An 8,820-nucleotide genomic window follows, 5' to 3' on the forward strand; every position below is an offset into this window, starting at 1 on the left:
CTCGCGGCGTAAGACGGGCATGTTTATGCAGGTTCATCCGGGGCTCCTGTGGGTGCTGAATGGGTCGCACCGCCAGAATCCCGGGTTCGCCCCGGGTGAACAACCTACTGAGAGATCACAGCTAGCGGCCATATGTGGCGGTTGCACGCGCCGGTGTTGCCCGGATGCGTGGCGTTTCTTGCCCTGTGGAGGCATCCATGTCCCCGCGTTCCCTGGTCCGCGCTGCACCGCTCGCTGTCGCCGCCTTCGTGGCGTTCGCACACGCCGCGCCGCCTGGTCCCCTGCCGCCGCCGGCGGGGACGCAGCCCTCGCCGGCGATCCAGCGCGCGCAGAAGGCGGCGCTGTTGCGCGACACCATGCAGAAGGACGCATTGCAGCGCAGCTACGATCGCGCCGCCAAACAGTCCATCCGCGAGCAGACCGCCGATCCGGCCACGGCGCGCCAGGTCGACGCCGCCGACAAGGCCGAGCAGCGCGCCTACGAGGACCGCCAGCGCAAGCGCCAACAGGATCTGCTGCAGCTGGAGAGCGGCGCGCCGGCGCCCGCGGGCAGCGCCGGCGATGGCGGCCCGCTGTGAGGTTGGCAGACGCGCGCTGTGATTTGTGACGACGCTGCCTTCGTGATTTTCCCCTCTCTCCCCGCGGAGAGGGCCGGGTGAGGGGGACGCGCGCAGCACGCGTGCAGTATTCCCGAGGCAAGAGCACAGCCGTCCTGCGGACGGCACCCCCTCACCCCAACCCTCTTCCCGATGGGGAGAGGGAGGAAGAGTTGCGAGGCGGCGTTGCCGGCGGGCTTGGCGGTGCGGGATCGTCACATCGTGGCGTTGGTGATTTTCCTCTCCCCCCGCTGGGGAGAGGGAGGCAAGGAAAGAGCCACCATCGACCATGGCGTCGGCGCCGCGCGCCGCGACCGGCACGCCGCCCGGCCACGCGACCAGGGCACGCGACCAGGGCACGCGACCAAGGCACGCGACCAAGGCACGCGACTAGGTCACGGCTGGCACACCGGTTCGGCGCGCCCGCGGCGCGGTCCGCCGAGCGCTTCGACTGCACATCTTGCGGGCATGGCGACCTGCCCGTTAGCGTGACCGCACGGGCGGCCGTCCCGGTCCGCCCCGTGCCGAGGTCGATGCCATGCGTGTCCCCGCTTCGATGTTGGTCCTGCCGTTGCTGCTGTCCGCTGCCGCCGTCGCCGCGCCGCCCGTCGCGCCGGGGCCGGCGCCGATGAGCGCGGAGGAGTGCGCGGTGTGGGCGCGCGAGCTCAGCTTCGCGCAATCGGTGGAAAACCACGACGCCAAGGCGTTCGCCGAGCACGTGCATCCCGGCGCGGTGTTCCTCGGCGGTGCGCCGCTGCGCGGGCGCGAGGCGGTGGCCAAGGGCTGGGCGGAGATCGTCGCCGGCACCGGCGTCAAGCTGCACTGGCATCCGCGCGAGGTCGCCATCGGCAGCGATCCGCGCCTCGCCGTCTCGCGCGGTCCGTACTGGATGGAAGACACCTCGCCGCAGGCGAAGCATCGCTACCTCGTCGGCACCTTCAGCTCGTTCTGGGTGAAGGGCGACGACGGCGTCTGGCGCGTGATGTTCGACGCCGGCAGCGGCGCGCAACCGGCCGCCGACAGGGTTGCGGTCGAGCGCATCATGGCGACCGCGCCGGCGACCTGCCCGCGCGCCTGAGCGCGCCGGCCGGCGCTCGGCCTTCGCAGCGCCGGGCGCCGGGGACGGGTGCCTATAATGGCCGCCTCGCCATTCCGAGGCCTGCCATGAACGCCCCCACCCGCATCGACACCTCCCGCATCGTCAGCGCGCCGCGCGGCGCGCAGTTGAGCTGCAAGAGCTGGCTCACCGAGGCCCCGTTCCGCATGATCCAGAACAACCTGGATCCGGACGTCGCCGAGAAGCCGAGCGAGCTGGTGGTGTACGGCGGCATCGGCCGCGCCGCGCGCAACTGGGAGTGCTTCGACGCGATCCTGCGCTCGCTGCGCGAGCTGGACGACGACGAGACGCTGCTGATCCAGTCCGGCAAGCCGGTCGGCGTGTTCCGCACGCACAAGGATGCGCCGCGCGTGCTGCTCGCCAACTCCAACCTGGTGCCGGCGTGGGCGAACTGGGAGCACTTCAACGAGCTGGATAGGAAGGGCCTGATGATGTACGGCCAGATGACGGCCGGCTCGTGGATCTACATCGGCTCGCAGGGCATCGTGCAGGGCACCTACGAAACCTTCGTCGAGATGGGCCGCCAGCACTACGGCGGCAACCTCGCCGGCAAGTGGATCCTCACCGCCGGCCTCGGCGGCATGGGCGGCGCGCAGCCGCTGGCGGCGAGCCTGGCCGGCGCCTGCTCGCTGATCGTCGAGTGCCAGCAGAGCCGCATCGACATGCGCCTGCGCACCAAGTACGTCGACGAACAGGCCAAGGATCTCGACGACGCGCTGGCGCGCATCGCCAAGTACACCAAGGAAGGCAAGGCCGTCTCCATCGCGCTGCTCGGCAACGCGGCGGAAGTGCTGCCCGAGCTGGTGCGCCGCGGCGTGCGTCCGGACGCCGTCACCGACCAGACCAGCGCGCACGATCCGGTCAACGGCTACCTGCCGATCGGCTGGACCGTCGAGCAGTGGTTCGAGCGCCGCAAGAGCGATCCCAACGGCGTGCGCGACGCGGCGAAGAAGTCGATGCGGGTGCACGTCGAGGCGATGCTGGCCTTCCAGAAGATGGGCGTGCCCACCTTCGACTACGGCAACAACATCCGCCAGATGGCCAAGGACGAAGGCTGCGCCAACGCCTTCGACTTCCCCGGCTTCGTGCCGGCCTACGTGCGCCCGCTGTTCTGCCGCGGCGTCGGCCCGTTCCGCTGGGTGGCGCTGTCGGGCGATCCCGAGGACATCTACAAGACCGACCAGAAGGTGAAGGAGCTGATCCCCGACGATCCGCACCTGCACCGCTGGCTGGACATGGCCGAGCAGCGCATCAGCTTCCAGGGCCTGCCGGCGCGCATCTGCTGGGTGGGCCTCGGCCAGCGCCACAAGCTCGGCCTCGCCTTCAACGAGATGGTGCGCAAGGGCGAACTGAAGGCGCCGATCGTGATCGGCCGCGATCATCTCGACTCCGGCTCCGTCGCCAGCCCCAACCGCGAGACCGAGGCGATGCGCGACGGCTCGGACGCCGTCTCCGACTGGCCGATCCTCAACGCGCTGCTCAACACCGCCGGTGGCGCCACCTGGGTCAGCTTCCACCACGGCGGCGGCGTCGGCATGGGCTACAGCCAGCACGCCGGCGTGGTGATCGTCTGCGACGGCTCGGACGCCGCCGACCAGCGCCTCGCCCGCGTGCTGTGGAACGACCCCGGCACCGGCGTGATGCGCCATGCCGACGCCGGCTACGACCTCGCCATCCAGTGCGCGAAAGAGCAGGGGCTGAAGCTGCCGATGGTGTGAGGAAGGCGAGGCCGCATTGGATGCCGGGTGACCCGTAGGGTGGGTGGAGCGCAGCGAAACCCACCGTGGCTGCGCCGCGCGTTGAGTTTCGCTACGCTCCACCGAACCCGGGACGCTGCGCGGAGGAGGCATCGAGTGTGGCTACAGGGACGGCCACGTCTTGATCACGCAAACGAGCCATAATGCCGCCGAGTGCTGATTTAATTCCCTCCGTCCCCTTAGTTCCGTTCATCGAGAGCGCCACCGACCTCGACGGCCGCGTCTGGCGCACGCTGCGCGTGCTGCTGTTCGCGCCGGGCCTGCTGTCGCGCGAGTACCTCGCCGGCCGGCGCGCGCGCTGGCTGCCGCCGGTGTCGCTGTTTCTCGCCATCAGCGTCGTCTATTTCCTCGCGCCCATCCGCGGCGGCGACCTGACGTTGCAGTTCATCCAGCAGGTGTCGCCCGACGTGCGCGCGCAGGCCCTGGAGCCGGGCGAGACGTTGACGCCCGCGCAGCGCGCGGCGAGCGGGCAGTGGTATTCGGCCTACGCATCGCGCTGGGTCGAGCGGCGCGTCGCGCAGCGCGACGCGGCGGCGCGCGCGGCGTCGAACGGCGCCACCGGCTACACGGTGCGCGACTACCGCGCGGTCTACGAGGCCCGGGCCGACGACGTCAGCAAGGCGCTGGTGATCCTGCACGTGCCGCTGGCGGCACTGGTGCTGATGCTGGCGTTTTGGCGGCAGCGCCGCTACTACGCCGAGCACTTCGTCGTCGTGCTGCACTACTTCGCGTTCTGGATCGTCGCCCTGACGCTGATCTCGCAGGCCATCCACCTGATCCACTGGCTGCCGCCCGCCTGGCAGCCGCCCGAGACGGTCTACGACTGGGTCATGCGCGCGCTGCTCGCCCTCTACGCGGTGCTCGCCCTGCGGCGCGCCTACGCGGTCGGCTGGCCCAAGGCCCTGATCGCCGCCGCCGCGATGATCGCCTCGATCGTGCTGTTCAATCTCTATGCCTACCGCGCCGTGCAGTTCGCGGTGACGTTCGCGCTGACCTGAAGGCAGGTCGCGGCGTAGGGTGGGTTGAGCGCAGCGAAACCCGCCGTGGCTGCGGCGCGCGCTGGGATTCGCTACGCTTGAACCAACCTACGTCATCGTGCTGCGCCCACACGGCAGGCCTGCATGATTAACGCCAGAGTGGGCTTTTCCACCGTTTACAGGGGAGTTTTCGGCATGGCGCATAAGACGATCGAAGTACCGATCAATCGGTTGTACCTAGACCAAGACAACGCTCGGCATGACCCATTGGACAACGAACCAGAGATCATCGATCAGTTGTTGAGGAAGGAAAAGGCTGGGGCGATTGCCAAGAGTATCGCCGAAGCGGGGGCGCTCAATCCACTTGAACGGGTCGGGGTGGTCGCGCACCCGACCATCAGAGGGGGTTACACGGTAATCGAAGGTAATCGCCGGGTTAGCGCTCTCAAAATGCTGCATGATCCGGACAAGGCACCTACCGAAGCCATAAAAAAGCAGGTGCTCGGTTACAAGGCGAAAGGCCGTACGGTGCCATCGCAGATCGAAGTAGTGCTTTTTGATAGCGAAGAAGAGGCGGCGCCGTGGATCAGCATGCGTCATAGCGGCGAAGACGGCGGAGTCGGGCTGCGGCCTTGGACGGTGTCAGGGAAAAACAGGCACGCAGCGAAAGTAGGCGGGCAGAACGTGAATCAGCTCGCAGTGAATCTCGTCAACCACGCCGCTAAGGCGGGCTTGCTTAGCGAGGAAGAGAAGGCGCAGATACCACTTACGACCATCACGCGCTATCTCGGCAATCCCATCCTTCGTCACACCATCGGTCTGGCATCTAGTAAGGAGCTACAGATTGACGTGCCGCAGAATGAATTTTATGGTGTCTTGCGGATCTTCCTGAGAGACTCGCTGCCTAGGTCCGTCACGGGTGTCGAGCCCAGGGTTCACTCGCGAAGCAACGCTGCTGATTGGAAAAACTACGCCAAAGAGCTCGGCGCGGCGGGACATAGTCCAAAGACGCGATTGACGAAAACCGTCCCGCTCAAAGCGCCAAAACCTGGGTCGTTGAAGGTGGCCCCCAAGCTCGCAAACCCCGATAAGCGGTCATCGGTAGTTGGCTCGACCTTCCGATACAGTTTTGCGAGCGATGCCATTCTGAGCAGGTTGTGCCGAGAACTGCGCAGCATCGATGCGCACGCGTACTCTTTCGCAGCAGCGTATCTCTTTCGAGCATTCATTGAGCGTTTGTCAAAATGCTACGCCAAGCGACACCGGCTCGGCATGGACGGCGAGCTGCGTCAGATCATCGGCCGCTGCATCGAACACCTGGAGAAGAACAACGCGCTGCAGGCGTCCATGGGAAGTAAGGCCTTCAAATCCGCGCTGCAACCGCTGCGAGGCATGGTGAGCGACCGCTACGGGCGAACGTCGCCCGACACACTGGGAAGCTGGGTGCATGGCAGCAGCATTCCCAGCCGCGCAGAGATCAACCGCCGCTGGGACACCTTGGAACCGGGGCTCAAGCTTCTGGCAGACGGCCTTGCCTGACGTTGGCCAAGTCGGCTCATTTTCGTTAGATTCACGGCCAACTTTTGGGGAGCGTCGCCGTGCCCACGACCGATTCACCGCTACGCTATCCGGGCGGGAAAACCCAGCTTGCGCCCTTTGTCATTGAGATCCTTCGAGCCAATAACCTGTTCTACGGTGCATACATTGAGCCATTCGCCGGGGGGTGCGGTATCGCCTGGAAGCTGTTGCTCAACAACTATGTCTCCGAAATCCACATCAATGACATTGACCCGTCGATTTACGCGTTCTGGGCATCGGTACTGCGTTATACAGATGACCTGTGTGAGCGGATCGAGCGCGCGGAAATCACCATGGACGAGTGGCATCGGCAGAAAGCCGTTCAGCACATGGGGCGACCGCGACAGCTTGATTTAGGTTTCTCGACGCTCTTCCTGAACCGTACCAACCGATCAGGCATCCTCAAAGGTGGCGTCATCGGTGGCAAAGCGCAGAGGAGCGCCTATCCCTTGGATTGTCGGTTCAAGAAGGCTGAGCTCATCCGAAAGATCCTGCGTATCGCCAAGTACAAGGACCAGATCACGCTTACGCGAATGGACGCCAGGGCGTTCATCCTCGAGACCCTTCCGCGCCTTGCCGCGAAAGCGTTGGTCAATATCGATCCGCCGTACTACGGTAAAGGTCGCGATCTTTACTGCAGCTTTTACGACCACGCTGACCACGTGAATCTATCGCGAGTCATTCCAAAAATTCGTCAACACTGGATGGTCACGTACGATGACGCGCCGGAGATTCTGAAGCTCTACCGAAAGCTTCCAACTATGAATCTCAATCTTAACTATTCAGCTCAGGTCAAACGCGTTGGCGTCGAACTCATGATCCTGGACCCCAAGATGGTGCTGCCGGAAGGGCTGACTGACGCCGCCGCCTAAGGGCTGCGGTTTGAGGCTGGAGGATTTTGCCGATTTGGGGACGGAGGCAATTAAGTCGGAGGCAATTAAGTCGGCCGGGCAAGCAAGCCCAGTCGAGTAGGGTGGGTTGAGCGCAGCGAAACCCACCGTGGCTGCGCGACGCGTTGGGTTTCGCTGCGCTCAACCCAACCTGCGGCGCTGTGCCGCGAACGCCTGCTTGTATGCGGGCCGTGCTTCGCCGCGTGCGACATAAGCCGCCAGGTTCGGAAATTCGTCCAGGATGCCCGAGACTCTCAGCCTGAGCAGCACCGACACCATCATCAGGTCGCCTGCGCTGAACGTGCCATCAAGCCAGTCGGCATCGCCCAGGCGGGCGGAGAGCTGGCCCAGCCGCTGGCGGACGCGGTCCGCGACCAGAGGCAGGCGCTCCGCCGTCCATGGCTTGTCGCCCTCCAGGATCTTCGCGGTGACGAGTTCGAGGATCGGCGGCTCCACCGTGTTGAGTGCGGCAAACATCCATGTGATCGCCCGCGCCCGGGCATGGGCATCGTCCGGCAACAGACCTGCATGGCGCTCGGCGATATAGAGGACAATCGCGCCGCTCTCGAATAGGGCGAGATCGCCTTCCTCGTAGGTCGGGATCTGACCGAACGGATGCAGGCCAAGGTGCGCGGGTTCCTTCATCGCGTGGAACGAAACAAGGCGGACCACATAGGGCTGGCCGACTTCCTCGAGCGCCCAGCGAACGCGCGTATCGCGCGCAAGTCCCTTGCCGCCGTCGGGCGACCGTTCAAAGGCGGTGATGGTGGGGAGCATGGGAAGGCCCCTGGCGACAGTGCGACGGGATGGGGAAGGGCGAGCGTGCCCGTTTCGACGACTCGCCCCTGATTCCTGCTTGGCTACCGCGGCTGACGGTGGCCTTCGTCAGCCGCGTCGCGCCGCCTCGATCGCTGCGATATCGATCTTGGTCATCTCCATCATCGCCTCAAACGCGCGCCTGGCCGCGACGGGATCGGGGTCAGTGACCGCGGCGGTCAGGGCGCGCGGGGTGATCTGCCATGACAGGCCCCACTTGTCCTTGCACCAGCCGCAGGCGCTGGGCTGGCCGCCGTTGGCGATGATGGCGTTCCACAGGCGGTCGGTTTCGGCCTGGTCGTCGGTCGCCACCTGGAACGAGAACGCCTCGCTGTGGCGGAACGCGGGCCCGCCGTTGAGCCCCAGGCACGGGATGCCCATCACGGTGAACTCGACCGTCAGCACGTCGCCCTGCTTGCCCGAGGGGTAGTCGCCTGGCGCCCGATGCACGGCGCCCACGGCGCTGCCGGGAAACGTCGCCGCGTAGAACGTGGCCGCCTCCAGCGCGGTGCCGTCGTACCAAAGACAAATCCTGTTCTTGCTGACCATGTCGGCTCTCCGGTTACAGGGCGGCGGCTGGCCTCTCGTTCCTTCGGCGAAGGAAGGAGGGATTGGACTCCAAACCACAGTGCTGTTCAAAACCGGGGGGCGTCGACCGTGCGCCGGGCATGAGCTCCGACGCGTACGCGAACGTCACCTACCGCGCCGACTTCGAGGTGCGCGCGGAGAAGTGCGGCCTGAGCATCTACCGCGATGATCCGACCAGCCGCGTCGGGCTCGCCTTCGCCGCGACGGTTGCGCCGGTGATATTCCCGCGGAGCTGCTGGGTCCGGTCGAAAACGGGCTCTGGATTTTCGAGGCCCGGGGCCGCGGGCGTCAGGTGGGAGCGGGGATCATGTGCGCGCGCCCAGACGCGGACCAGGAGCAGCAGGGCCCGCAACAAGGCGGCGATGCCCCGACGCACCAGGACGCCCGAGACGCCGGAGACGGCGCCGGAGATCAGCAGGGCGAGACGTGGCGCCACGCCGTCGAAGGCGTAGAGCACGCCTGCGGTCCAGACGAGAACCAGGACCGCATCTGCGACGAGCG

9 protein-coding genes are annotated in these 8,820 nt (G+C 66.1%); 6 read left to right on the top strand and 3 right to left on the bottom strand.

Annotation, left to right across the window (positions count from 1 at the left end; translation table 11 throughout):
* The first annotated feature begins 197 nt into the window (after positions 1-197).
* From ABFC67_RS10500 to ABFC67_RS10525, 6 genes are all read left to right on the top strand, one after another.
* Positions 198-578 (top strand): hypothetical protein, encoded by a 381-nt coding sequence (locus ABFC67_RS10500; protein WP_346737980.1) that lies wholly within the window; start codon positions 198-200, stop codon positions 576-578.
* A gap of 556 nt (positions 579-1,134) precedes the next feature.
* On the top strand, positions 1,135-1,674 hold the full coding sequence (locus ABFC67_RS10505; RefSeq protein WP_346737981.1) for a nuclear transport factor 2 family protein: 540 nt from the start codon (positions 1,135-1,137) through the stop codon (positions 1,672-1,674).
* 86 nt (positions 1,675-1,760) lie between these two features.
* Positions 1,761-3,431, top strand: coding sequence for a urocanate hydratase (gene hutU / locus ABFC67_RS10510; RefSeq protein ID WP_346737982.1), 1,671 nt, complete (start codon positions 1,761-1,763; stop codon positions 3,429-3,431).
* Between the two features lie 182 nt (positions 3,432-3,613).
* Positions 3,614-4,468, top strand: a complete 855-nt coding sequence (locus ABFC67_RS10515) for a DUF3667 domain-containing protein (protein WP_346737983.1) — start codon at positions 3,614-3,616, stop codon at positions 4,466-4,468.
* Between the two features lie 123 nt (positions 4,469-4,591).
* Entirely contained in the window at positions 4,592-5,986 is a 1,395-nt protein-coding gene (locus ABFC67_RS10520) for a hypothetical protein (protein WP_346737984.1), read from the top strand.
* Between the two features lie 59 nt (positions 5,987-6,045).
* On the top strand, positions 6,046-6,897 hold the full coding sequence (locus ABFC67_RS10525; RefSeq protein ID WP_346737985.1) for a DNA adenine methylase: 852 nt from the start codon (positions 6,046-6,048) through the stop codon (positions 6,895-6,897).
* A 159-nt stretch (positions 6,898-7,056) separates the two neighbouring features.
* Here the strand turns inward: ABFC67_RS10525 and ABFC67_RS10530 are convergent, their stop codons facing one another.
* From ABFC67_RS10530 to ABFC67_RS10540, 3 genes are all read right to left on the bottom strand, one after another.
* Positions 7,057-7,692: a glutathione S-transferase family protein gene (locus ABFC67_RS10530; protein ID WP_346737986.1), complete on the bottom strand. Its 636-nt coding sequence runs from the start codon at positions 7,690-7,692 to the stop codon at positions 7,057-7,059.
* Positions 7,693-7,800: 108 nt separating this feature from the next.
* The gene (locus ABFC67_RS10535) at positions 7,801-8,280 is read right to left on the bottom strand and encodes a VOC family protein (RefSeq protein WP_346737987.1); all 480 of its coding nucleotides are present in this window, start codon (positions 8,278-8,280) and stop codon (positions 7,801-7,803) included.
* 196 nt (positions 8,281-8,476) lie between these two features.
* Positions 8,477-8,820, bottom strand: a 344-nt coding sequence (locus ABFC67_RS10540) for a hypothetical protein (protein WP_346737988.1), incomplete at its 5' end; no start/stop codon positions are given.

Source organism: Mizugakiibacter sp. (assembly GCF_039680435.1).
Taxonomy (GTDB): Bacteria; Pseudomonadota; Gammaproteobacteria; order Xanthomonadales; family Rhodanobacteraceae; genus Mizugakiibacter.

Bases quoted from the DNA above. Each gene is read 5' to 3' on its own strand.
- ABFC67_RS10500 (WP_346737980.1), top strand. From the start codon at position 198: ATGTCCCCGCGTTCCCTGGTCCGCGCTGCACCGCTCGCTGTCGCCGCC.
- ABFC67_RS10505 (WP_346737981.1), top strand. From the start codon at position 1,135: ATGCGTGTCCCCGCTTCGATGTTGGTCCTGCCGTTGCTGCTGTCCGCT.
- hutU (WP_346737982.1), top strand. From the start codon at position 1,761: ATGAACGCCCCCACCCGCATCGACACCTCCCGCATCGTCAGCGCGCCG.
- ABFC67_RS10515 (WP_346737983.1), top strand. From the start codon at position 3,614: ATGCCGCCGAGTGCTGATTTAATTCCCTCCGTCCCCTTAGTTCCGTTC.
- ABFC67_RS10520 (WP_346737984.1), top strand. From the start codon at position 4,592: ATGATTAACGCCAGAGTGGGCTTTTCCACCGTTTACAGGGGAGTTTTC.
- ABFC67_RS10530 (WP_346737986.1), bottom strand. From the start codon at position 7,692: ATGCTCCCCACCATCACCGCCTTTGAACGGTCGCCCGACGGCGGCAAG.
- ABFC67_RS10535 (WP_346737987.1), bottom strand. From the start codon at position 8,280: ATGGTCAGCAAGAACAGGATTTGTCTTTGGTACGACGGCACCGCGCTG.